Raw genomic sequence first — 22,836 nt, forward strand, 5'->3', positions numbered from 1 at the left:
TACCAGCGGTCCCGTTCGTCATTCACCGCAGGGCCAGCACGCCCACCCGCGCCTGGACAGCGCCCCAGCCAGCCTTAACTTCCCGGCCTTGGCTCATGATCGGGTCTCCTGCGACGGCTGTACGACCCCCGTTCGGGAGGATCTGGTGTCAGCACCAACCCGTAAGAGACGATGGTTCACGATCTGTGCCATCACCGCATCCGCCGCACTCGTCGCGACACCCGCAGGCGCCGCGTCCGGCAGGACGAAGGCTCCGTTCGGCGCCCGCACCCTCGCTCAGCTGGCCGCCGAGCGCACGCAGTCGGTCGGCACCATGAGCCCGCGGCTGAAGGGCGAGGACGGCGACGGCGGCAATGAGGCGGACGAGATAGCCGAGGGCGCGGACCAGTACGCCGAGGCCCGCACCTCACCCGGCATCGTCGCCCCCGGCGCCTACGGCGCCGCCTGGACAAGCCTGACCAACCTGCCGAGCACCGGCGGCAGTTGGCGCAACATCACCGACCTGCCGTACAACTCCGACGACTCGCGCTACCGCGACATCGACTCCAACTCCAGTGGCGGCTCGGGCAATGTCACCGGCCGGATGGCCGCGCTCGCCGCCGATGACGACGGGTATGTGTACGCGGGCAGCGCGGGCGGCGGCGTCTGGCGGTCCAAGCGGGGCGGCGGGAACTGGAAGCCCATCAGCGACAAGCTGCCCTCGCAGTCCACCGGCGCGCTCGCGCTGGACGGCGGCGGCCGACTGTGGCTGGGCACCGGCGAGGCCACCACCAACGCGGACGCCCTTCTCGGCAGCGGCGTCTACGTCCTGTCCCACCCGCACCACGGCACCTTCTCCGCCCGCAGCCGGGTCGGCGGCGACGAGCTGGAGTCCAGCACCATCCACGAACTGCGCTTCGGCGGCGGCAAGGTGTGGGCCGCGACCAGCAAGGGCGTGTGGAGCCACTCCACGAAGACGCTGAAGGGCGCCTGGAAGCTGGAGTACGCGCCCAACCCCGACTACCTCCCCGGTGGTGCGAAGGCGAGCGACCCGTCGGCCGCCTACAAGAACATCGCCAACGACATCGCCATCGACCCCAAGGACCCGTCCAAGGTGATCCTGGCGGTCGGCTGGCGCAGCGGTGACGACTACAACGGCTTCTTCACCAAGGACTCCAAGGGCGCCTGGACGCGGATCACCAGCGGCTTCGGCGACCTGCCGACCGACGCGGACAACGTCGGCAACGTCACCTTCGCCCGCTCCGCCGACGGCTCGCGCTACTACGCCATCGACCAGTCCCCCGAGCAGCTGAACACCAATCCGGACAGCGGCCTGGAGGGCATCTACAGCGCCGCCTCGCCGTTCGGACCGTGGACGAAGATCGCCGACTACAAGGGTCTGGCCGCCGACGGCTCCGCGCTGACCACCAGCGGCTACATGCCCGGCGTACAGGCCTGGTACAACCAGTTCCTGACCGTGGACCCGAACGACCCCAAGCACGTCTACGCGGGCCTGGAGGAGGTCTACGAGACCAAGGACGGCGGCAGCACCTGGTCGACCGTGGGCCCCTACTGGAACTTCACCTTCTCCTGCTGGTCCATCGACCCGGCCAAGCAGACCGGTGACTGCAACCAGACCACCCACTCCGACCAGCACGGCGTCGCGATCGGCAGCTACCACGGCAAGAGCTTCGTGTACGTCGGCAACGACGGCGGCGTCTACAGGCGCCCGATCGACGGCTCGCAGGACGCCTCCGGCCACGCCACCGACTGGACCTCCCTCAACGACGGCACCATCGACACCCTCCAGTACTACTCGGTGGGCATCGGCAAGGACCTGGCCTACGGCGGCGTCTCGGTCACCGGCGGCCTCCAGGACAACGGCCAGTCCGTGCTGCGCAGCAACGACAAGGTGATGGGCTCCAACTTCGGCGGCGACGGCGGCGACACGCTCACCGACCCCGCCAACGGCTGCAACATCGCCGAGGAGTACGTCTACCTCGCCATCCAGATCACCCAGAACTGCGCGGTGAATGACGGCAGTTGGTCCACCGATGCCACCAAGGCCACGTCGTACAACGTCGCCCCGGCCGACAACGCCACCAGCGAGGCCCGCTTCATCGCCCCGCTCGCGACCGACCTGAAGAGCTCTTCGACGTGGATCGCGGGCGGCCGGCACGTGTGGGTGCAGACCCATGGCTACGCCATCCGCAGCGGCAAGGAGTGGACGAGCGTGTACGACCTCGGCGCCGGCCGCACGGCGACCGCCGTGGCGGCATCCGGCGGCAAGGTGTACGCGGCCTGGTGCGGCCCCTGCAACAACCAGGGCTTCGCGCGTGGCATCTCCGTCGGCAACGCGGACGGCACCGGCTGGCACGACATCACCCTGCCCGCCGACGGGACCGTGCCGAACCGCTACCTCAGCGGCTTCGCCATCGACCCGAAGAACGCCGACCACGTCTTCCTCGCCGTCAACGGCTTCTCCCGGCACTGGACGGAGGGCCCCGGCGCCGGCGTGGGCCATGTCTTCGAGTCCACCGACGGCGGCACCACCTGGAAGGACATCTCCGCGAACCTGCCCGACGTGCCGACCGACTCCGCCATCGTCACGCCGAACGGCGGTCTCGCCGTCGCCACCGACCTGGGCGTCGTCTACCGCGCCCCGGGCCACACCAAGTGGCAGCGCGTCGGAGACCTGCCGGCCGTCGCCGTGCTCCAGCTGAAGCTGGGCCCCGACGGCAGCACCCTGTACGCGGCCACCCACGGCCGCGGCATCTACACCATCAAGGTGCGCGACTGCGACTGACGCACGACCGCATGGTGAGAGGGGTGCCCTCCGGCTTCTCGGGGGGCACCCCTTCCGTGCGTCGGCGGAGGTCGGCAGGCCCGCCTCGCGCAGCCGCCCGAGGCGGCAGGTCTCCAGCACGCAGAGTGGGACCCGGCATCGCGCGACACACACGCCATGGGCCCAGCCGCAGGCGTTCTCCACAAGTCCGCCACGACTGCGGCCCGGTGACGGGGCGTCCGCCCGTCAGCAGTGCACACGTGGTCCCGGCTTCATTCGGCCTCACCGTCAGCGCTTTCGGTCGGCCAACGCGCGCCCCCGGCAAGGACTCAACTCCCCGGTTCCTCTCTATTGCCCGTGGCGGGTCGTCGCCGTAGCCTCCTCCCAGGCCATAGATCCGATGTCTCATAGGTCAACTTCCCCTGTTCCGTTGGCCACTCCAGCTTTCATCGAAAAGTCGTAAAGGGACATCGGATCTATCCATCCCTCCCGGAGGCAATCGCGGGCTCGGCTGGCAGGCGGTCGCCGCCCTTGCGGCGGCGGGGTCCGCATCCCCGGGTGTCCTCACACCTCCTCGAAGGAGCATCAATGTCGTTGTTCCGTCCCAGAGCCGCCGGCCTCTCCGGCGTGCTCGGCACACTGGCAGCGCTCATATGCGCCGTGATCACCGTGCCCAGCCCGGCGTACGCCGCCACGCCGACCGTGCTGTACGCGTCGCCCTCCGGGTCCGGCAGCACCTGCTCACTGAGCGCGCCCTGCAGCCTGGACGGCGCCAAGAGCAAAGTGGCGGGCCTCGCCCCTGGCATGGCCGCCGACATCGACGTCTATCTGCGCGGCGGTACCTACCGCCGGTCCCAGGCGTTCGCCCTGGGCCCGTCCGACTCGGGGCGCAACGGCCACACGGTGGTCTACGCCGCCTACCAGGGTGAGAAGCCCGTCCTCAGCGGGGCGACGAAGGTCAGCGGGTTCTCCCTCTTCGACAGCGGCAAGAACATCTACCGCGCCGCCGTGCCGGCCGGCACGCAGAGCAGGCAGCTGTTCGTCGACGGAGTACGCGCCCAGCGCGCACGCGGTCCGCTGAACCCCTCGGGTTTCACCCTCTCCGGGGCCGGCTTCACCACCAGCGACTCCTCCTACACGTCGTTCACCAACGCCTCCTCCGTGGAGATCGTGAACAACAACGCCTGGAAGCAGATGCGCTGCCCGCTGGCGAGCATCACCGCGCCCAGTGGCGGCGGGTCCAGCCTCAACGTCGACCCGGCCTGCTTCCGGAACAACAACACGTCCGTTCCCAACCGGGGCTTCCCCTTCAACGGCGCCGGACTGCCGAAGCTGAGCTCCATCACCTATGTGGAGAACGCCTACCAACTGCTCGACGCCCCGGGCGAGTTCTACCTCGACAGTTCGGCGGGCTTCCTGTACTACAAGCCGCGCAGCGGTGAGGACCTCAGCACCGCCGACGTGGAACTGCCCACCACCGAAACGCTGCTGAACGTCAGTGGCACTCCCGGCCACCTCGCCCCGGTCAACGACACGGACCCGGCCATCACCTACACCGGCTCCTGGAGCTCCTCCAGCGGGCGCAACCTGGGTGACCTCTACAACGACGTGCACGCCACCACGACCAACGGCGACTCGGTGAGCTACACCTTCACCGGTACCGGGATCGACGTGCTCTCGGAGACCAACAGCGACGAGGGCGGCATCGACGTCTCCATCGACGGCGCCAGGGTCCAGAGCGTGTCCGCCTCCGGCTCATCGCGGCTCGCCCAGCAGGTCGTCGCCTCCGTCAGCGGCCTCGCCAAGGGCCGGCACACCATCAAGCTGGTCAAGACCGGCGGGACATCCATGCTCCTGGACGGCTTCACCGTGGTGCCGGACACCATCACACCCGCGCACGACATCGCCTTCCAGGGCCTGACCTTCGCCTGCACCACCTGGACCCTGCCCTCCACGGCCGGCTACATCGACAACCAGGCCGGCGTGCTGTGGGACCCCGGCAGCAGCAACGCCCCCATCCGCATCCCCGCCGCTGTCCAGGTCCACCGCGGCTCGAACATCACCTTCACCGGCAACGAGATCACCCACACCGGCGGCACCGGCATCGACCTCGCCGACGGCACCCAGGCCTCCACGATCACCGGGAACTTCATCCACGACACCTCCGGTGGCGGTGTCTCCGTGGGCGAGGTGGACGACTACTACCTCACCGACACCCACCGCATGACCACCGGCGACACCGTCACCCAGAACTGGATCTCCGACGTCGGCCGGGACTACTCCGACGCGGTCGGCATCTGGGCCGGCTACACGCGCGACCTCACCGTCTCGCACAACGACATCGGCCACACCTCCTACTCCGGCATGTCGGTCGGCTGGGGCTGGGGCTACGCCTCACCGTGCTCCATGCAGTCCGCCCAGGGCCTGCACACCTGCGCACACGGCACCATCTACGCCGGCGGCAACCAGGTCCTGAACAACCACGTCCACGACGTGATGAACGTCCTCTACGACGGCGGCCCCGTCTACACCAACGGCGGCCAGGGCAACGGCGACGGTTCCACCGCGTCGGTGCTCGCGGGCAACCTCGTCGAGGTCGGCAACCACACCAACAACATGCTGTACCAGGACGAGGGCAGCTCGTACTGGAACACCCACGACAACGTCTCCCGCATCGTCGGCGGCAACTGGATCGGAATGTGGACGCCGACCATCCACGACATCAACATCCACGACAACTACTCCGACACCACCAACTACCGGAACAGCGGCACCGACATCACCTTCAACCAGGCCACGATCGTCTCCGGCGGCGCCTGGCCCTCCGCCGCCCGGGACATCATCGCGGCCGCCGGCCCCGACGCCGCGCACCAGCCGCTGAGCGGCTGGATCGACGACGACGACACCGCGATCTCCTACACCGGCAGCTGGACGGCGAACGGCAACCGCGGCGCGGGCGACTACGAGGACGCCGTACACGCCACGAAGACCAACGGCGACACCGCCTCGCTGACGTTCACCGGCACCGGTGTCTCGGTCATCGGCGAGAAGAACACCGACCAGGGACAGGTCGAGGTCCTCATCGACGGAACCTCCAAGGGCCTGGTCGACACCGACGCCACCACCCGCCGGGCCCAGGTGGTCATCTACAGCACCAGCGGACTGAGCGCGGGCAGCCACACCGTCCAGTTCGTCAAGCGCAGCGGCACCTGGGCCACCCTGGACGGCTTCGAGACGGCCCGCGTCGCCAACGACACCGCCGCCTCCATCGCCTACACCGGCGGGTCCTGGCACTACTACGCCAACCGGGGTCTGGGCGACCACCAGGACGACGTCCACGCCGCCACCACGAACGGGGACTCGGCCACCGTCACCTTCACCGGCACCGCGATCAGCCTCGTCACCGAGACCAACTCCGACGAAGGCACCATCGCGGTCTCCCTCGACGGCGCCTCCAAGGGCGCCGTCAACGCATCCTCCGCGAGCCGCCAGGCCCAGCAGACCGTGTACTCCGTCAGCGGCCTGCCCCTCGGGCGCCACACCCTCACCCTGACCAAGACAGGAGGCACCTATCTGGTGATCGACCGGTTCGACGTGGGGTGACCACGCGGCGGCGGTGTGGGCGGCGACGCCGGCCCACCCGTCCGGCCGGGCGCCGATGTGGCTGCTGATCCTGCTGATCCTGCTGATCCTGCTGTGTACGGTGCACGGTGCGCGCGGAATCGGCGTCGATGATCGGCTTCGACTTCGCGCGGCCGGCCGGCCAGGCGGAACGGCAGGGCGGCCACGCGGCGTTCCGTTGCCCTGGTCGGTTAGGGTCGCCTCGTGGCGGACGAACCGGCTCCGTCGCGTGAACTTGACCGGCCTGCGACAGATCGCGACTGTGGTGCAGCCTTCACTGTGCCCCCGGTGTGCCCTGATGTGCCCTCTCGGTGGGTGGTCGGGGGTAAAAGTGCAGGTCGGAAGGCTGTCTGGGGGTACTGTGCGATTGAGAGTGGAGTTCACGACCGAGCCCTTCGACCTCGACGAGGCGCCCGCGCACGCGGTGGTCGCCCGCCAGGTCATCGAGGCTGCCGAGCTGGACGAGGTGGACGTCGGCCCGTTCGGCAACACGGCGGAGGGCGCCGCCGACGCCGTGCTGAGTGCCGTGGACGCGCTGCTCCGCCGGACGCTCCAGGCCGGGGCCACCCGGGTCTCGCTGCAGGTCAACGTTGTAGACGCAGCCGGCGCGGCCGGGGAGGGCACGGAATGACCGGCACCGGGGACGAGCCGTTCATCACGGCCGTGAAACCGCTGGTCGACGCCATGGGCGGCGAGCTGCTCCCGCCCGACGAGGCCGGCCCCGACGACGTCGTGCTCGCCTGGGAGGGCGCCGACGTGGTCGCCGTACGCCTGCCCCAGCTCGCCGACTCCCTCGACCACATCCTCGCCGCCATGGAGCGCAAGCAGGGCAAGCCCCTGGCCGACCTGGACCGCAAGGCCAAGCAGGAGGTCGTACGGATACTCGAGGCGCGCGGCGCCTTCTCCGTACGGCACGGAGTGGAGACCGTCGCGGGCGCACTCGGCGTCAGCCGGTTCACGGTCTACAACTATCTGAACCGTGAGAAGGAGGGCTGAGGGGCCTCCTGGGGTCACCGTCCGGCCGGGTTTGTTACCCCGAATTTTCAACAAAGTGTTGACGTGACGTTGCGCGGGGGCGTTAGCTAACGGCAGCCCGTTCAGCACGAAGGCCGTTCTCGCGGCCACGGAGGCACCCGTGACGTCGACTTCCACGCCCCCGGGCCTGGCCCGGTTCAACGCACTGGAGGAGCACGCGGCCTTCGCCGCCCTCCACGAGGCGTGTGCTTCCACCACCTGGGCGCGGCGGCTGCTCGCCGCCCGCCCGTACGCCACCGCCGAGGAGCTCTTCGCCGCCAGTGACGCCGCCATGGCCGAGCTGAGCGCCGAGGACCTGGCCGAGGCGATGGCCGGGCACCCGCCGATCGGCCGCCCCAAGCCGGGGGACCCCACCTCGGCCCGGGAGCAGCGCGGCATGGCCGGCGCCTCCGAGGAACTGAAGTCGGAGATGCTCGAACTGAACCTGGCCTACCAGGACAGGTTCGGCCATGTCTTCCTGATCTGCGCCACCGGCCGGACCGGCGAGCAGATGCGGGACGCGGTCAAGGAGCGGATCGGCAACTCGCCGGAGCAGGAGCGGGAGATCGTCCGCGCCGAGCTGGGCAAGATCAACCGCATCCGCCTGGCCCGACTCGTCGAAGAGGAAGCCTGACACCATGAGCACCAGCACCACCGCCTCCGTGTCCACGCACATCCTGGACACCAGCATCGGCCGCCCCGCCGAGGGCGTCGCCGTCGAGCTCTCCGCCCGCGCCGGGCGAGAGGCCGTATGGCAGGCGCTCGGCGGTTCCGCGACCGACGCGGACGGACGGTGCAAGGACCTGCCGGCACTGCCGGAAGGGACGACCCACGTACGGCTCGACTTCGCCGTCGAACCGTACTTCGAGAAGAAGCAAGCCGATGCGCAGCAGGACGCCCCCGCGAATCGGGACAGCGGTGCCGTGTTCTTCCCCGAGGTGGCGATCACCTTCGCCGTGAAGCCCGGGGAGCACTACCACGTACCGTTGCTGCTCAACCCGTTCGGCTACTCCGTTTACCGAGGGAGCTAGCTAAATGACCGACAATTCCCGCCCTGCCCGCCCTGTGATCCTGGGACAGAACCAGTACGGCAAGGCCGAGAACCGAGTCGTAAAGATCACGCGGGACGGCGCCACCCACCACATCAAGGACCTGAACGTGTCCGTCGCGCTGAGCGGCGACATGGACGAGGTCCACTACTCCGGCTCCAACGCCAACGTGCTGCCGACCGACACCACCAAGAACACGGTGTACGCGTTCGCCAAGGAGCACGGCATCGAGTCGGCCGAGCAGTTCGGCATCCACCTGGCCAGGCACTTCGTGACCAGCCAGGAGCCGATCAGGACGGCCCGGATCCGTATCGAGGAGTACGCCTGGGAGCGGATCGCCGCCTCCGACGCGAACTCCCGGTTCATCGGCGCGGACGAGGTCAAGCACTCCTTCGTCCGCAAGGGCCAGGAGACCCGGCTGACCCAGATCACCTACGACGGCTCGTCGTGGGAGGTCGTCTCCGGTCTCAAGGACCTGACGGTGATGAACTCGACGAACTCCGAGTTCTGGGGCTACGTCAAGGACAAGTACACGACGCTGCAGGAGGCGTACGACCGCATCCTGGCCACGTCGGTGTCGGCCCGCTGGCGGTTCAACTGGACCGACGACGAGCAGCGGATGCCCAACTGGGAGAAGTCCTACGAGCAGACCAGGAAGCACATGCTCCAGGCCTTCGCCGAGACGTACTCGCTCTCCCTGCAGCAGACCCTCTACCAAATGGGTTCGCGCATCATCAACAACCGCAGCGAGATCGACGAGGTCCGCTTCTCACTGCCGAACAAGCACCACTTCCTCGTCGACCTCGAGCCCTTCGGGCTGAAGAACGACAACGAGGTGTACTTCGCCGCCGACCGCCCCTACGGCCTGATCGAGGCGACGATCCTGCGGGACGGCTGCGAGCCGAAGATCCCGGTGGACCTCACCAACCTCTGAGCACCTTCCGGGCAGCTCGATATTCGGCACCCGTGACCGGGGAACCCGCCTCCCCGGTCACGGCACTCAAAACTCCTAGGGTCCTGCCGTGCCCTCTCCACAAAAGTCCACTGAGCGAAAAGGACGAATCATGGCAGCAGTCCAGCGCATCGTCATCGAGAACTGTTCGATCGCAACCGTCGACGCCAACGACACCGAGTATGCGAACGGGTACGTCGTCATCGCCGGAAACCGCATCGAGGCGCTGGGCGCGGGCAAGGCCCCCGAGGGTCTGGAGAACGTCGTACGCCGTATCGACGCCTCCGGACATCTGGTGACCCCCGGCCTGGTCAACACCCATCACCACTTCTACCAGTGGATCACCCGGGGCCTCGCCACCGACCACAACCTGTTCAACTGGCTGGTCGCCCTGTATCCGACCTGGGCGCGCATCGACGAGCCGATGGTGTACGCGGCCGCCCAGGGGTCCCTCGCGATGATGGCCCGCGGCGGCGTGACCACCGCCATGGACCACCACTACGTCTTCCCGAAGGACTCCGGCGACCTGTCCGGCGCCATCATCCGCGCCGCCCGCGAAATGGGCGTCCGCTTCACCCTCGCCCGCGGCTCGATGGACCGCAGCGAGAAGGACGGCGGCCTGCCCCCGGACTTCGCCGTCGAGACCCTCGAAGGAGCCCTCGCCGCGACCGAGGCCACCGTCAAGGAGCACCACGACGCCTCCTTCGACGCGATGACCCAGGTGGCCGTCGCGCCCTGCTCGCCGTTCTCCGTCTCCACCGAACTCCTGCGTGAGGGCGCCCAGTTGGCCCGCCGCCTCGGTGTGCGCCTGCACACCCACGGCTCGGAGACCGTCGAGGAGGAGCAGTTCTGCAAGGAACTGTTCGGCATGGGCCCGACCGACTACTTCGAGTCCACCGGCTGGCTCGGCGAGGACGTGTGGATGGCGCACTGCGTCCACATGAACGACTCCGACATCGCAGCCTTCGCCCGTACGAAGACGGGTGTCGCCCACTGCCCGTCCTCCAACGCCCGCCTCGCGGCCGGTATCGCGCGGGTCCCCGACATGCTGGCGGCCGGTGTCCCGGTCGGCCTCGGCGTCGACGGTACGGCGTCCAACGAGTCCGGCGAACTCCACACCGAGCTGCGCAACGCCCTGCTCATCAACCGTCTCGGCGCCCACCGCGAGGCCGCCCTGAACGCCCGCCAGGCACTGCGCCTCGGTACGTACGGCGGCGCCCAGGTCCTCGGTCGCAGCGCCGAGATCGGCTCCCTGGAGCCCGGCAAGCTCGCCGACCTGGTGCTGTGGAAGCTGGACACCCTCGCCCACGCCTCCATCGCCGATCCGGTCACCGCACTGGTCTTCGGCGCGGCCGCCCCGGTCACCGCCTCCTTCGTGAACGGCCGGCAGATCGTCGAGGCGGGCCGCCTGCTGCACGTCGACGAGGACGCCATCGCCCGCTCCACACGGGCCGAGGCCCGGCGCCTGGCGCAGATCGCCGAGCAGGCCTGAGCGGTCGAAGATCTCCGGTCGAGGGGGACGGCCCTCGACCGGTAGCCGTGGACCCCAGTGGTTCCATGGCGGCCGTCTCCGGGGCGCGCATGGACGTGCGCGCCCCGGAACGGTCACCGTCACCTTCCTTACAGGCGGTCCCGCACGACCGCGCACCACCTCCAAGAAACCCACGTCAGAGCCGACGTGTTAGCTGACCCGGAGGAACCGCCGTGACCGCCCACCCCGTCGACGAAAAGCTCCCCGCACTCAAAATGGCCACCACCGGCCTGCAGCACGTGGCCGCCATGTACGCGGGAGTCGTCGCCCCGCCCCTGATCGTCGGCGCGGCCATCGGCCTGACCGGCACCGAACTCACCTTCCTCACCGGCGCCTGCCTCTTCACCGCGGGCCTCGCCACCTTCCTGCAGACCCTCGGCATCTGGAAGATCGGCGCCCGGCTGCCCTTCGTCAACGGCGTCACCTTCGCGGGCGTCGCTCCCATGACCGCGGTGGTCGCCTCCACCAAGGACAAGTCCGACGCCCTGCCGATCATCTTCGGCGCGGTCATGGTCGCCGGACTGCTCGGTTTCCTCGCCGCCCCGTTCTTCAGCAGGGCGGTCCGCTTCTTCCCGCCGGTCGTCACCGGCACCGTCATCACCCTCATAGGCGTGTCCCTGCTGCCGGTCGCCTTCGGCTGGGCGCAGGGACCCAACCCCACCGCCGGCGACTACGGCTCCACGACCAACCTCGGCCTGGCCGCCGCGACGCTCCTGATCGTGCTGGTGCTTCGCCGCTTCACCCGAGGCTTCGTCAAACAGATCGCCGTGCTGCTCGGCCTGATCGCCGGCACCCTGCTCGCGATCCCCTTCGGCGCCACGGACTTCGGGCCCGTCACGGACGCGGCCGTCATCGGCTTCCCCACCCCGTTCCACTTCGGGGCGCCCCGGTTCCAGCTCGCCGCGATCCTCTCCCTGTGCGTGGTGATGGTGGTCTCGATGACCGAATCCACCGCGGACATGCTGGCGCTCGGCGAGATCGTCGAACGCCCGGCGGACGAGCGGACCATCGCCGCGGGCCTGCGCGCCGACACCCTCGGCTCGGCGCTGAGCCCGCTGTTCAACGGCTTCATGTGCAGCGCCTTCGCCCAGAACATCGGCCTGGTCGCGATGACGAGGATCCGCAGCCGCTACGTCGTCGCCACCGGCGGCGGCTTCCTGGTCCTGATGGGCCTGTGCCCGATGGCCGCCTCGCTCATCGCCGTCGTACCGCGCCCGGTGCTCGGCGGCGCGGGCGTCGTCCTGTTCGGCTCGGTGGCGGCCAGCGGAATCCAGACCCTCGTCAAGGCCGGCCTGGACAAGGACAACAACGTCCTGATCGTCGCCGTGTCGCTGGCCGTCGGCATGATCCCGATCACCGCGCCGGACTTCTACCACGCCTTCCCCGAGACCGCGAAGATCGTGCTCGACTCGGGCATCTCCACGGGCTGCGTGGCGGCGGTCCTGCTGAACCTGGTCTTCAACCATCTCGGCAGGAACCGGGACGACCAGGACGTCACCCATCCCATGGAGCCCGGCGAGCAGATCGCCGCCGCCCACTGATCCCGCCGGTGCGGGGCACGATAGTGGCCGTGCCCCGCACCGGCGATGGGGCAGTCTGTCTCCCATGAACGAGTCCGGCCGTGTCGAGGCCTTCAGCGACGGCGTGTTCGCCATCGCCATCACCCTGCTCATCCTGGAGATCAAGGTCCCCGAGGTCGGCGAACACGGGCTGTGGCACGCGCTGGGCGCCCAGTGGCCCTCGTACGCCGCCTATGTGGTGAGTTTCCTGGTCATCGGCATCATGTGGATCAACCACCACCAGCTGTTCAGCTACGTCGCCCGCGTCGACCGTACGCTGATGTTCCTGAACCTGCTGGTGCTGATGGTGGTGGCCGCGGTGCCGTGGCCGACCGCGATGCTCGCGGAGTATCTGCGCGAGGACGCGGCCTCGCATGTGGCGGCGGCCGTCTACAGCCTGGTCATGGTCCTGATGGCACTCACCTTCCAGGCCCTGTGGTGGCATCTGACCCGCACCGGCCACCTCTTCGACTCACGTGTCGACGTCCCTGCGGCGCGCGCGACCCGCGCACGCTTCGCGCTGGGCTCCCTGGCCTACCCGGTGACGGTGGGCCTCGCCTTCGTCTCGGCCCCGCTGACTCTGGCGGCCCACGGCCTGATCGCCCTGTACTACGCGTTCAACCAGGTACCGGTGCCGACGCGTGAGGCCCCGGCCAGTTCATGAGGTTGGCCAGCAACTCGGCCTGCTCGATCGCGTCGTCCAGTGCATGGTGCGTATGCCGTCGCCGGGACAGCAGGTGGCGAGGCATGCTGCCCTTGGCCACCGCGCGCAGCGGCAGCCCCGCTTTCGTCGCGTACAGCGTCTTCATGTCCAGGCAGCCGGAGGGGCCGAAGGGGCTCGCCCCGGTGAAGCGGATCAGGTACCAGTACAGGAACGTCCAGTCGTAGGAGGCCGGATAACCGCACATCACGGGCTGTGCGCCCGCGCTCACCTCGCGCACCCAGTCGCTGAACTCGCCCAGTGCGACGGCAGGTTCGGCGCCCTCGCTCGTCAGGCGCTCCCGGTCGAGCCCGCTCACCGCAAGTGCCTCCGGGACGAACTCCTCGCTGATCGGGCGCAGTTCGCGGTAGAAGGTCTGCCGCTGCGGGTCGGCGGCCGTGAACCCGTCGGCATCCTGCGTCCCCGCGACCGACGCGCCGAAGCTCAGCATCGAGTACGGGCCGGGGATGGGGCCGTCGGCCTCGATGTCGACGGAGATGTAGCGGCTGGGTCTGATACGTCGTGCGGCCATGACGGTGGAGCATCGCAGGCGGACGGGGGTGCCCGCATCCGAATTCAGGCCCGGCGGATCGCCTGGCAGGGCGTGGCGTCGGGCAGGCGGCCGGTGAAGTACGAGCGGGGCGGTACGCCCATCAGGGTGCGGAAGTCGGTCGTCATGTGGGACTGGTCGTAGTAACCGATGGCGGCCGCCAGCTCGGCCCACGAGCAGGTGCCGGCGAAGTCCAGTACCGTGCGCACCCGGTTGATACGGGCGTAGTGCTTGGGGGAGAGGCCGACGCCCTCGGTGAACAGGTTGCGCAACTGCCGCTCGCTGACGGCGAGTTCGCGCGCCACGTCACCCACCGGGGCGGGGGTGCGACCGGTGCGGACCGACATCGCGTCGACCCCGGCGCGCACCAGCTCGGTGCGGGAACGGTCCGCGGCGGCGAGCAGCTCCGGGAGCACCTCCGTGAGATGGGCCACCGCCTCGTCGGGCTCCAACCGTTGCAGCGCGTCGGCGAGTTGCCGGACATACGGGCTGGGAAGCTCAGCCAGCCGCACCGCACGGCCGACGAGGTCGACGGCCGGAACGCCGAGCAGGGGGCGCACGGTGCCGGGCGCCAGCCGCAGCTCCACGCAGGACACGCGACGCTTGCCCCGGTGGTAGGAGGCACGGGCACGCGGGCCCACGACCAGTGCGCTGCGGACGCCGTGTTCCCCGGTGCGCACGACCACCTTGGTGGTGGCCTCCGGGAGGTGGACGAAGGGTTCCGTCGGCACGTCGCCGACCGTCACGGATCCGATGCCCGCGACCCACGGGCGCAGTACCTCGGGCGTCGGCAGGACCTCTCGGGACACGATGTTGGTCACCCCTCCACCGTAAGCGCACCCCACGGCCGTCCGGGCTCCGCAACCGTGCCGGAATTTCCAAGAGTTCCGGGCCGACCACGGCCCACCGTGGTGGACATGATCCTTGTGACGGGTGCCACGGGCACCATCGGCAGTGAAGTCGTACGACAGCTCGCGGCACGCGGCGAGAAGGTCCGCGCCCTGACCCGGGAGCCGGCGCAGGCGCGGGTCCCGTCCGGAGTGGAGACCGCGCCGGGCCACCACCGCGACCGTGCCTCGGTCGAGGCCGCGATGGCGGGTGCGGAAGCCGCCTTCCTGGTGGGGGTGTTCGGGCCGGACGACGCCGAGCACGACCGCGGACTGGTGGCGGCGGCGCGGGCAGCGGGAGTACGGCGCATCGTGAAGCTCTCCTCGATCGGCACCGGCGACCCCGACCTGGGAGTGTTCGCGACCTGGCACATGCCCGGCGAGCAGGCCGTACGGGACAGCGGACTGCAGTGGACGGTCCTGCGCCCCTCCTCCTTCGCCTCCAACACCCTGACCTGGGCCGCGGCCATCCGCGAGGGCACTGCCGCACCGAACATGCTGGGCGGCGGCAAGCAGGGTGTCGTGGACCCGCGGGACGTGGCCGAGATCGCGGTGACCGCACTGCTCGACCCCGGCCACGCGGGGCGCACGTACACCCTCACCGGTCCCGAGACCCTCAGCGCCCACGAGCAGGCCGCCGTCCTCGGTGAGGTGCTCGGCCGCCCGGTGCCGCTCCACGACCTCTCGCCCGCCGAACGCCGTGAACAGGCGCTCGCGGCCGGTCTGGGCGAGACCTACGCGGACAGCCTCATGGCCGCCGCCCGGTTCATCCAGGAGGGAGGCAACGACGTCGTCACCGAGGACGTACGGGAGGTCCTGGGGCGACGGGCGCGGACCTACCGGGAGTGGGCCGAGGACCACAAGGGGGCGTTCGGGGAGGCCTGAGACGAGGGGCGTGGGCCGCGGGGCCTCACAGCCCGAACAGCGCCGGATCCGTGGACAGTTCCTTGAAGAACTCCCGCGGGTTGGGCACCAGCCGTCGCTGCTTCAGGTCCATCAGGCCGACGACCGCGGTGACCTCCGCCGCCACCGTGCCGTCGGCCTTCCGTATCGTCTGCTCGATGTGGAAGGTCTTGCCGCCGCCCCACTCGAAGGCGCAGGTCACCTCGACCTCGTCGCCTGCGACCAGCTCACGCCTGAAGCGCAGGGTGGTCTCCAGGGCCGCCGGGCCCACGCCCTTGGCCACCAGGGTCGCCTGGGTCACCCCGGCCGCATGCAGTAAGGACCAGCGGGCGTGCTCCGCGTAGTTGAGGTAAACGGCCTGGTTGAGGTGCCCCAGCACATCGGTCTCGTACCCGCGCACGGTCACCGGGACGGAAAACGGTTCGGTCACTGCCTTCTCTCCTCGTACAGCTCGCAGTACAGCTCGTACTGATGGACGATGTGACCGACCGATCTTGGCATGCCTCGCTATGCGCGGCGCGGTGACGCCAGCAGATAACGCGCCCTGGAACGGGGGTCGTTGTGTTCGCCGACCTGCCAGCCCGCCGCCTCCAGCGTGGCCGCGCAGGCCCGCAGCGCCGCCGGATCCGGCTCGTGCACCGCGACCGCCTCCGGCTGCGGGGTGGCCCGCACCCGGTATCCGACCAGGTCCGCGCCCGCGGGGCGATGGCCCGCCGCCTCCAGGGCGAGCGCGGCTGCCCGCACCAGATGCGTGCGCTCCCAGCGGCACGGCCGCTCCATGGCCCCGTCCGGATTGGTCATCCGCCGCAGCTCCAGCAAGCCCTGCCAGGCGCTGCGCACCTCGCGCGCGCGGGCCGGACCGGCCTCCGGCGGCTCCTCCTCACCGCCGACCCGCGCGGCGAACACACCGGTGGTGGCGGGCAGCTCCGGCTCGGGTACAGGCGTCCCGGGCTCCCCGGCCTCCCGTATTCGATGCCCGGCCGGCGTCAGGAAGTGGTCGTGCGGCGGCCGCGGGTGCCGGAAGGCGAACCCCCACTTCACCAGCGCCGCCAGCTGCGCCTCCGTACCCCTCAGCCGCCCGGTCACCGGATCGGCGGCATCGATCACACGCCGCTGAGCGGCGGTCGGCGGTCGTGTCACGGCATGCTCCTTCCCGTCACCGGGTCCCCTCTCCCACCTCCTGAGAGGCTACGACGCGGGTCTGACAACACCGGTGCGGCCGGTGACCGGCGCTCACGCCCCGGGCCGCACGTTCCACCCCGCGATCACCGGCCGCCCGTGTTCGGTCCCCAGCCGGCACACCGTCCCCGTGGCCAGCTGGAACAGGGCCCCGCCCGACGACGGCAGCCCCAGCCGCCGGGCCGTGAGCACCCGTAGAAAGTGGCCGTGCGCCACCAGGACCACACAGCCCTCGGTGTCGGCGAGTGCCGCGTCCACCTTGGCGAGCACGCGGTCCGCGCGCTCGCCGACCTGCTCGGGGGTCTCCCCCGGGTGGTCCGGCGGCCCGGGCGCCACCCCGTCCCGGAACAGGAACCAGTCCGGCCGGGTGCGCTGGATCTCGACGGTCGTGATCCCCTCGTAGCCGCCGTAGTCCCACTCCCGCAGATCCCGGTCGACCCGCACGTCCTGCAGCCCGATCAGCTCCGCCGTCTCCCGTGCCCGCTGCAGCGGACTGACGAACGCGGCCCCGATCCGGTGCGAGCGGATCAGCGGCACCAGCTGCCGGGCCTCCGCACGGCCGCGCTCGGTCAGCGGCACGTCCGTCCAGCCGGTGTGGCGCCCGGACCGCGACCACTCGGTCTCACCGTGCCGCACGAGAAACACGTCGCCCATGCCGCGTACCCTTCCCGTTCGGACCCGCCGGACACGGCCGTGCAGGCCTTGGCCCCACCGTGTCACGAGGCCGAGGCCGCCCGCAGTACGGCATCGGCCAGACGGCCGTTCTCGGGGGACGCGCCGACGCCCGAGGGGAAGGCGAAGCGGCGCCGTGTGTAGGCGTAGGCCACCCCGCTCGCCGGGTCGGCGAAGGCCAGCGAGCCCGTGGCGCCGCTGTGCCCGAAGGAGTCCTCGCCGAGGAGCGGGTAGCGCCCGGCCAGGTACTCGAAGCCCACTGCGAAGTGGTCGTCGCCGCCGGTCACCAGGTCGGGGCCGGGCGTCCGCAACCCGCCGAACAGGGCCACCGTCTCAGGGGTGAGCAGGGGCGCCCTGCCGTCCACCGTGCTGATCGCGGCGGCGTACATGCCGGCCGCCCCGCGCGCGTTGCCCACACCGCCCGAGGACGCCGGGCCCAGGGCCCGCGTGTGGCGGTCGTTCGCGAAGGCGAGCAGGTCGGTGGGCTCGGGGGCGTTCAGGTTGAAGGCGATGTGGCGGATGCTGCCGGGGGCGGCCGCCCGTGCCGCCAGCGCGGCGGCCTCCTCGGGAGTGGGGACGAGCGGCTGCGCCTCCCGCCACCGTGGCTCCAGCGCCTCGGGCTGGCCGAGGTGGAAGTCGAGGCCGTAGGGCGCCCGGATGCGCTCCTCGTACAGTTCCTGGATCGACTTCCCGGTGGCCCGGCGCACCACCTCGCCGGTGAGCGCGCCGATGACGAGCCCGTGGTAGCCGTATCCGCTCTGCGGGTCCCACAGCGGCTTCTGCCCGGCCAGGCGTGCCGCCATGAGCCGGTCGTCGGCCAACTCCCGTGCGCTGAAACCGCCGTCGGGGATGCCGACCAGCCCGGCCCGGTGCTCCAGCAGCTCGCGCAGCGTCAGCCGCTCCTTGCCCTCCACCCCGAACTCGGGCCAGTACGCCGCCACTTCACGGTCCAGATCCAGTACGCCGTCCTGCACCAGCAGCGCGACGACCAGGTGCGCCGCGCCCTTGGTGATGGAGAACAGACTGGTCAGGGAATCCCCGTCGGTTCCCTGCCCGGCCCACAGGTCCACCACCCGCCGCCCGTTGTGGTACGCCACCAGCTGCGCGCCGGGCTCGTGCCGCTCCCCGGCGAGGAAGGCGGCGAACTCCTCGCGCACGCCCTCGAATCCCTCGGACACCGTTCCCTGTACGTCGTGCGACATGCAAAGCCCCCTGTTCGGTGATCGGATACGGAATCCACCAACAGAGGGCCGTGGCACGGCATTCCCGCTACTGGCGGTATCCGCTCAGGAACCGCCCGATCCGCCCGATCGCCGCCTCCAGATCGTCCGCGTAGGGAAGCGTCAGGATCCGGAAGTGGTCCGGTGTCGGCCAGTTGAAGCCGGTGCCCTGCACCACCTGGATCTTCTCCCGCAGCAGCAGGTCCAGGACGAACTTCTCGTCGTCGTGGATCCTGTGCACCTTGGGGTCGATGCGCGGGAACGCGTACAGGGCGCCCTTCGGCTTCACGCAGGACACACCCGGGATCTCGTTCAGTTTCTCCCAGGCGACGTTGCGCTGTTCGTGCAGGCGGCCGCCCGGCGCGGTCAGGTCGCGGATCGACTGGCGGCCGCCGAGCGCGGCCTGGATGGCGTACTGGGCGGGCGCGTTGGCGCACAGCCGCATGGAGGCCAGCATCGTCAGGCCCTCCAGATAGTTCTTCGCGTGCTGCCTCGGGCCGGTGACCACCAGCCAGCCCGAGCGGAAGCCGGCCACCCGGTACGTCTTCGACAGACCGCAGAAGGTGAGGACCACCAGGTCGGGGGCGAGCGCGGCGGCCGAGTGGTGCACGGCGTCGTCGTAGAGGATCTGGTCGTAGATCTCGTCGGCGAAGACCATCAGGCCGTGGCGGCGGGCGAGGTCGAGGATGCCCTCGATGATCTCCTTGGGGTAGACCGCGCCGGTGGGGTTGTTCGGGTTGATGATGACGACGGCCTTGGTGCGGTCGGTGATCTTCGAGGCCATGTCGTCCAGGTCCGGGTACCAGTCGGCCTGTTCGTCGCAGAGGTAGTGAACCGCCTTGCCGCCGGCGAGCGTTGTGACCGCCGTCCACAGCGGGAAGTCCGGGGCCGGGATCAGGATCTCGTCGCCGTCCTCGACCAGCGCCTGAACGGCCATCGAGACCAGTTCGGAGACGCCGTTGCCGAGGAAGACGTCGTCGACGTCGACCTCCAGGCCCAGGGTCTGGTAGCGCTGGGCGACCGCCCGGCGGGCGGAGAGGACGCCGCGCGAGTCCGTGTAGCCGTGCGCCTGCGGGAGCATCCGGATCATGTCCTGGAGGATCTCCTCCGGCGCCTCGAAGCCGAACACCGCGGGGTTGCCGGTGTTCAGGCGCAGCACGCTGTGGCCCGCCTCCTCCAGTGCGTTGGCGTGCTCGATCACCGGGCCGCGGATCTCGTAACAGACCTCGCTGAGCTTGTTCGACTGCCGGAACTCCATGCTCGCTCGCCCCTCCGGTTTCGTGTGTTGCTTGGTTTTACCAAGTTCGAGCTTGGAAAGTCCAACAACATGTCTAGACTGCGTCGCATGTCACGACGCCGAAGCTACGACCAGTACTGTTCCGCCGCCCGCGCCCTCGATCTCGTCGGCGACCGCTGGACCCTGCTGATCGTCCGGGAGCTGCTGGCCGGCCCTCGCCGCTACACGGACCTGCACGCGGACCTGCCCGGCGTGAGCACGGACGTACTCGCCTCACGGCTGAAGGACATGGAGCGGGACGGGCTCGGCACGCGCCGCCGGCTGCCGCCGCCGGGCGCGGCCTACGTCTACGAACTCACCCCGCGCGGACGGGAGTTGCTGCCGGTGCTGCAGGCGCTGAGCATGTGGGGCCAGGGCGAGCTGGGTGAGCGCCGGCCCACGGACGCCCTGCGCGCCCACTGGTTCGCGCTGCCCCTATTGCGCTCGCTGGAGGGGGAGGGTCTGGTCGAGGTCCGGCTGGAGGAGGGGGACTTCCATCTGTACGTCGGTGCCGAGGACGGCCCGTTGTACGGCGACGGGCGCGCCCCCGGGGAGCCCGACGCGCGCCTGGCCCTGGACGCCGAGACGGGCGCGGCCCTCGCCCGGGGCGAGCTGAGTTTGACCGACGCGGTGCGGCAGGGGCGGGTCGCCGTGACCGGCGAGGGCACCCTGGCGAAGGTGCTGCGCGAGGGCTGAGGTGGCAGAAGGCCCGGCGGGTGTCGGGATTCCGGCGGGGTGTCAGGTGTCCGGTGGGAGGTGTGAGGGCTGTTCCGGATGCGTGTCGGCCGGCCGGGGCGGGGCGCCTGGTGAGGGTGGTGTGCGAGGCCTCAGGTGGCAGAAGGCCCGCCGGACGCGGGCCTTCTGTGGGGGCGTCAGGCGCCCGGTGGCACCCGCGAGGGCCGTCCCGAGCCGCGGGTCAGCGCATATCCGCCGACGCCCGCGAGCGCGGCCAGCGCGCCGCCGATCGCGGTCCACACCCACCGGTCCGACCACCAGCCGGACGCCCAGCCGTCCTCGGGCTCGACGCTCGACAGCACGGCGGCCTTCTTCGAACTGCCGTCGCTCTCCCCGGACTTGGAGGCCACCGCGATCCCCGGCACCAGCGGCTTCGCCAGCGAGCCGTCCACCGCCGCCGAGCCGCCGATGTCCTTGGAGCCCACCCGGACCGAGGCGCGGACCGGCTGGCCGAGGTCGGCCGTCGCCAGGTCGACCACCGTCAGCCGTATGTAGTACGTCCCCAGCAGCGGGTCGTCGGCCCACGGCTCCGACCAGGCGCGCACGGTACGCAGCGTGCAGGCCAGGTCGACCGCGGCCGCGCCCTGCGCCGCGGTGCGTGTCTGCGCGCCGTACTGGCAGGCCTGGCGGCGCCGCAGTCCGTCGTAGACGTCGATCTGCCAGGTCTGCGCGGCATGCGAGTCCGGCAGCTTCACCGTCGCCTCGACGGTGGGGCGCCGGCCGGCGTCCGCGGGGAACGACCAGTACAGGTAGTCACCCGTGGAGCCGACCGCCGTGGCCTGCTGCCCCTGCTCGAACTCGGTCGCCGTACGGAAGGACGTACCCGCCGAGGTCGGCGCCGAGCTGCCGCCGGAGGCGCTGGGCGACGGCGAGGAATCGGCCGCCGCGGGAGCGGCCGCCAGCCCCAGTGTCAGCAGGGCCGCGCTCAACACACGTGTGATCCGCATCAGTTGGTCCTCCAGACCGCGACCCGCCAGCGTGACAGCCAGCCCCAGATCAGACCGGCCAGGAAGCCGGCCAGCACCAGTACGCCGAGCAGCCACCAGCCGCGGCCGAGACCGAAGGAGGCCACGTCGCCGGCGTGGGACGGGCCGTCGACCACGTCCACGGTCAGCTCCAGCGGCAGACCGGGCGTGGTCTTCACGCCGGAGGCCGCCGAGAAGGAGTTGGTGACCTGAAGGCACACGGTCTCCGGGGCGGGCTTGTCGCTGTCGTCGTCCCGTTCGGGCCTGGGGTAGCGCAGGCCGGTGGAGATGACGTCCGTTCGACCGTTGCCCGCGGCCTCCCCGCGCACGATCTCGCGGCCGTGCACGGTGACGGCCCGCAGCAGTGCCCCGTAGTCCGGGCCGACGGCCCGGTCGGCCGCCACGCTCACCGAGGCGCGCAGCTCCTGGCCCGCCATGACCTCCACGCGGTACCAGCGCTGCTGCCCGAACTCCTCACGGTCCGTGTACAGACCGGACTTCAGGGTCGGCGCGTCCGTGCACTGTGCGGCGCCCTCGGTGGCGACCGGAGTCACCACGGGGTTTGCCGCCCGGTCCACCAACTGGTTGACCTTGTCGGTGAGTTCGTCGGTGTGCTCGACCGAGGTGTAGGTGCCGCCGGTCGCCTCGGCGATACAGCTGAGCTGCTTGTTCAGCTTGGTGTCGGGGACCAGGCCGAGGGTGTCGATGGTCATGCCGATGCCCTTGGCGGCGATCTCGCGGGCCACCTCGCACGGGTCCAGCGGGGCGCAGGTGTCCTCGCCGTCGGTGATCAGCACGATCCGCTTGGAGCCCTCGCCGGCCTCCAGGTCGCCGGCCGCCTTGAGGAGGGCCGGGCCGATCGGGGTCCAGCCGGTGGGCGAGAGGGTCGCGACCGCCGTCTTCGCCTCGGTGCGGTCCAGGGTGCTGACCGGGTAGAGCTGCGCGGTGTCCTTGCAGCCCGTCTTCCGGTCGTTGCCCGGGTAGTTGGCGCCGAGGGTGCGGATGCCGAGCTGGACCTCCTGGGGCGTCGCGTCGAGCACCTCGTTGAACGCCTGCTTCGCCGCGGCCATCCGGGTACCGCCGTCGATGTCCCGGGTCCGCATGGAGCCACTGACGTCGAGGACGAGATCGACCTTCGCGGTGGCCTCGCCCGTGGGTTCGCCGGCGGTCGCCGCGGCCGGGAACGCCATCCCGGCCGCCAGGGCGGCGAGCAGGGCGCACACTCCTGCCGCCAGCCGTTGTCTTCTGATCATCGGCGG

Annotated in this window: 21 protein-coding genes; 12 read left to right on the forward strand and 9 right to left on the reverse strand. The window is 70.4% G+C overall.

Annotated elements, in window-relative coordinates:
- The first annotated feature begins 145 nt into the window (after positions 1-145).
- From AB0N07_RS12900 to AB0N07_RS12945, 10 genes are all read left to right on the forward strand, one after another.
- Positions 146-2,785, forward strand: a complete 2,640-nt coding sequence (locus AB0N07_RS12900; RefSeq protein WP_365834281.1) for a glycosyl hydrolase — start codon at positions 146-148, stop codon at positions 2,783-2,785.
- A gap of 567 nt (positions 2,786-3,352) precedes the next feature.
- Positions 3,353-6,367, forward strand: coding sequence for a hypothetical protein (locus AB0N07_RS12905; protein WP_365834282.1), 3,015 nt, complete (start codon positions 3,353-3,355; stop codon positions 6,365-6,367).
- A 379-nt stretch (positions 6,368-6,746) separates the two neighbouring features.
- Positions 6,747-7,016, forward strand: a complete 270-nt coding sequence (locus AB0N07_RS12910; RefSeq protein WP_365834283.1) for a thiamine-binding protein — start codon at positions 6,747-6,749, stop codon at positions 7,014-7,016.
- Positions 7,013-7,381, forward strand: a complete 369-nt coding sequence (locus AB0N07_RS12915) for a helix-turn-helix domain-containing protein (protein ID WP_030940519.1) — start codon at positions 7,013-7,015, stop codon at positions 7,379-7,381. The genes AB0N07_RS12910 and AB0N07_RS12915 overlap by 4 nt, the downstream gene beginning before the upstream one ends.
- A 139-nt stretch (positions 7,382-7,520) precedes the next feature.
- Positions 7,521-8,033, forward strand: a complete 513-nt coding sequence (gene uraD, locus AB0N07_RS12920; protein ID WP_365834284.1) for a 2-oxo-4-hydroxy-4-carboxy-5-ureidoimidazoline decarboxylase — start codon at positions 7,521-7,523, stop codon at positions 8,031-8,033.
- A 4-nt stretch (positions 8,034-8,037) separates the two neighbouring features.
- A complete protein-coding gene (gene uraH, locus AB0N07_RS12925; protein ID WP_365834285.1) occupies positions 8,038-8,430 on the forward strand; it encodes a hydroxyisourate hydrolase in 393 nt (130 codons plus the stop codon).
- Between the two features lie 4 nt (positions 8,431-8,434).
- Positions 8,435-9,382: a factor-independent urate hydroxylase gene (pucL, locus tag AB0N07_RS12930; RefSeq protein ID WP_365834286.1), complete on the forward strand. Its 948-nt coding sequence runs from the start codon at positions 8,435-8,437 to the stop codon at positions 9,380-9,382.
- A 130-nt stretch (positions 9,383-9,512) separates the two neighbouring features.
- Positions 9,513-10,892, forward strand: a complete 1,380-nt coding sequence (locus tag AB0N07_RS12935) for an 8-oxoguanine deaminase (RefSeq protein ID WP_365834287.1) — start codon at positions 9,513-9,515, stop codon at positions 10,890-10,892.
- Between the two features lie 212 nt (positions 10,893-11,104).
- Positions 11,105-12,472, forward strand: a complete 1,368-nt coding sequence (locus tag AB0N07_RS12940) for a nucleobase:cation symporter-2 family protein (protein ID WP_365834288.1) — start codon at positions 11,105-11,107, stop codon at positions 12,470-12,472.
- 64 nt (positions 12,473-12,536) lie between these two features.
- Complete coding sequence (locus AB0N07_RS12945; protein WP_365834289.1) at positions 12,537-13,154, forward strand: TMEM175 family protein; 618 nt, start codon at positions 12,537-12,539, stop codon at positions 13,152-13,154.
- Here the strand turns inward: AB0N07_RS12945 and AB0N07_RS12950 are convergent.
- Positions 13,108-13,722, reverse strand: coding sequence for an exonuclease (locus tag AB0N07_RS12950; RefSeq protein WP_365834290.1), 615 nt, complete (start codon positions 13,720-13,722; stop codon positions 13,108-13,110). The genes AB0N07_RS12945 and AB0N07_RS12950 overlap by 47 nt on opposite strands.
- 44 nt (positions 13,723-13,766) lie before the next feature.
- Positions 13,767-14,561 carry a helix-turn-helix domain-containing protein gene (locus AB0N07_RS12955; RefSeq protein WP_365834291.1) on the reverse strand — a complete coding sequence of 265 codons (795 nt, stop codon included), beginning with the start codon at positions 14,559-14,561 and terminating at the stop codon, positions 13,767-13,769.
- A 96-nt stretch (positions 14,562-14,657) separates the two neighbouring features.
- Between AB0N07_RS12955 and AB0N07_RS12960 the strand changes: the two genes are divergently transcribed.
- A complete protein-coding gene (locus AB0N07_RS12960) occupies positions 14,658-15,512 on the forward strand; it encodes an NAD(P)H-binding protein (RefSeq protein ID WP_365834292.1) in 855 nt (284 codons plus the stop codon).
- 25 nt (positions 15,513-15,537) lie between these two features.
- Here the strand turns inward: AB0N07_RS12960 and AB0N07_RS12965 are convergent, their stop codons facing one another.
- The 5 genes from AB0N07_RS12965 to AB0N07_RS12985 form a co-directional block, all read right to left on the reverse strand.
- Positions 15,538-15,960 (reverse strand): acyl-CoA thioesterase, encoded by a 423-nt coding sequence (locus AB0N07_RS12965; protein ID WP_365834293.1) that lies wholly within the window; start codon positions 15,958-15,960, stop codon positions 15,538-15,540.
- Positions 15,961-16,037: 77 nt separating this feature from the next.
- Positions 16,038-16,670, reverse strand: a complete 633-nt coding sequence (locus tag AB0N07_RS12970) for a hypothetical protein (protein ID WP_365834294.1) — start codon at positions 16,668-16,670, stop codon at positions 16,038-16,040.
- 93 nt (positions 16,671-16,763) lie between these two features.
- Positions 16,764-17,363: a histidine phosphatase family protein gene (locus AB0N07_RS12975; RefSeq protein ID WP_365834295.1), complete on the reverse strand. Its 600-nt coding sequence runs from the start codon at positions 17,361-17,363 to the stop codon at positions 16,764-16,766.
- Positions 17,364-17,425: 62 nt separating this feature from the next.
- The gene (locus tag AB0N07_RS12980) at positions 17,426-18,583 is read right to left on the reverse strand and encodes a serine hydrolase domain-containing protein (RefSeq protein ID WP_365834296.1); all 1,158 of its coding nucleotides are present in this window, start codon (positions 18,581-18,583) and stop codon (positions 17,426-17,428) included.
- Between the two features lie 67 nt (positions 18,584-18,650).
- The gene (locus AB0N07_RS12985; RefSeq protein WP_365834297.1) at positions 18,651-19,859 is read right to left on the reverse strand and encodes a pyridoxal phosphate-dependent aminotransferase; all 1,209 of its coding nucleotides are present in this window, start codon (positions 19,857-19,859) and stop codon (positions 18,651-18,653) included.
- A gap of 87 nt (positions 19,860-19,946) precedes the next feature.
- On the opposite strand from AB0N07_RS12985, the gene AB0N07_RS12990 reads away from it, so the two are divergent.
- Entirely contained in the window at positions 19,947-20,573 is a 627-nt protein-coding gene (locus AB0N07_RS12990) for a winged helix-turn-helix transcriptional regulator (RefSeq protein WP_365834298.1), read from the forward strand.
- A gap of 176 nt (positions 20,574-20,749) precedes the next feature.
- Here the strand turns inward: AB0N07_RS12990 and AB0N07_RS12995 are convergent, their stop codons facing one another.
- Together AB0N07_RS12995 and AB0N07_RS13000 are read right to left on the reverse strand one after the other, a co-directional pair.
- On the reverse strand, positions 20,750-21,559 hold the full coding sequence (locus AB0N07_RS12995; RefSeq protein ID WP_365834299.1) for a hypothetical protein: 810 nt from the start codon (positions 21,557-21,559) through the stop codon (positions 20,750-20,752).
- Positions 21,559-22,830 carry a VWA domain-containing protein gene (locus AB0N07_RS13000; RefSeq protein WP_365834300.1) on the reverse strand — a complete coding sequence of 424 codons (1,272 nt, stop codon included), beginning with the start codon at positions 22,828-22,830 and terminating at the stop codon, positions 21,559-21,561. Before AB0N07_RS13000 ends, AB0N07_RS12995 begins: the two co-directional genes overlap by 1 nt.
- Positions 22,831-22,836: the final 6 nt, after the last annotated feature.

This window comes from Streptomyces sp. NPDC051172 (assembly GCF_040682555.1).
Lineage (GTDB): Bacteria > Actinomycetota > Actinomycetes > Streptomycetales > Streptomycetaceae > Streptomyces.